General features: G+C 68.1%; 1 protein-coding gene and 1 pseudogene. One reads left to right on the forward strand and one right to left on the reverse strand.

The window, feature by feature from the left end; all coding sequences use genetic code 11:
- Positions 1-940, reverse strand: a 940-nt coding sequence (locus tag ACSFA3_RS23150; RefSeq protein WP_435507788.1) for an AraC-like ligand-binding domain-containing protein, incomplete at its 3' end; no start/stop codon positions are given.
- A 215-nt stretch (positions 941-1155) separates the two neighbouring features.
- On the opposite strand from ACSFA3_RS23150, the pseudogene ACSFA3_RS23155 reads away from it, so the two are divergent.
- Positions 1156-1455, forward strand: a pseudogene (locus tag ACSFA3_RS23155) (amino acid ABC transporter substrate-binding protein); the annotation flags it as partial.

Consider the following 1455-nt stretch of genomic DNA (forward strand, 5'->3'; position numbering starts at 1 on the left):
GCCGCCTGAATTCGCTCGGGCTGCCGCCCGTGTGCTCGCGGAACACGCGGCTGAAGTGCGAGAGGTTGCCGAAGCCCGAGGCCAGCGCGATGTCGGTGATCGACCTTGCCGCGTTCGCCGGGTCCAGCAGTTCGCGGATGCTCGCAGCCAGCCTCTGGTGCTGGATGTAGCCGTTCAGCGTTTCGTCGTCGTCGGCGAAGGCGCTGTGCAGCAGGCGCTTGCTGCAGCGCAGGGCCAGCGCCATGCTGTCTATCGACAGGGCCGGGTCTTGCAGGTTCTGCGCAACGTGGCGGCGGATGCGGTCTTTCAGGGCCTCGCGCTGCGTTTGCGGCGTTTCCTGGCCCGCCAGTTCCATCAACGAAAGGCGCACCAGCTGTATCAGCAGTTCGCCCGCACCGCGCGCCGCTGCCTCGCTCATGAAGGGCAGTTCGAGGTACGTGCTGCGCATGGTCTCCAGCGCCACGCGCGAGATGCCGCTGCCGCCGCCGATGCGGCGCGCCACCAGGTCGTTGAGCGGCAGCGCGGGCGATGCGATCTGGTCTTTCGGCAGCATCACGATCAGGTGGTCGCTGCGCTCGGGGTTGGCCACGGTGTATTCGGCGGTGGTGTCGTAGAGCGTCCATCCGCCCGAGCGCACGGCGGCGGCTCGGCCGCGCTGCGTAACCTCGGCCGAGCCCTGCCAGGGCGCGACGATCTTCAGGTAAGGCGCTTCGCTCAGGCGCGCCATCTGCGTCGTCCTCAGCACACGGTGCCGGTTGGCTTCAAGCCGCGTGAGGATCACGTCACCCGCATGCGAGGCCGCGAGGTGGCCGTCGAATTCGCTGTCGTCGTAGAGGTCGGAGCCCAGGCCGCCGAAGTGGCGCCATACCCACTCGCACCACAGCGGCCCGCGCTCCTTGGGCGGAATCTCGTCGGTGGACAGAAGCAGGGACGCGGTCATCTCGTGCGGTGAAGGGCGAAAACGAAAGAGTGCAAGGCAAGGCCGGATTGCTGCGCATTGTGAAGCGCATGCAAGGCCCCCGGCTTTGCGGGTTAACCACTAGGCGCGTGCACGCTGCGTCAAGTGCTTTGTGCACGGCGGGCACAGCGTCCGAAGGCGTGCGTTTCTACGATTCCGGGCAGCGGGCGCATATCGACGCCCGGCAGGAGACTTCCATGCACCAACATCCCAATCGCCGCCGCTGGATTCAGGGCACCGCCACCGCCCTGGGCGCCGCCGCCGTCGCGCCGCAGCTGTTCGCACAAAACAGTCCGGGCGGCCCCGTGAAGATCGGCTATGCCATCGCGCGCACCGGCCCGTGGGCCGCCGGCGCGCAGGTGAGCCAGGAACCCAACTACCTGCTGTGGGCCGAGCAGGTCAACGCGGCGGGCGGGCTCTCGGTGAAGGGTGCGAAGCGCCCCATCGAGCTGATCGGCTACGACGACCGCAGCGAAACCGAGACCTGCGTGCGCACT

Origin of the sequence: Variovorax glucosi, assembly GCF_051216695.1 — a bacterium.
GTDB lineage: Bacteria > Pseudomonadota > Gammaproteobacteria > Burkholderiales > Burkholderiaceae_C > Variovorax.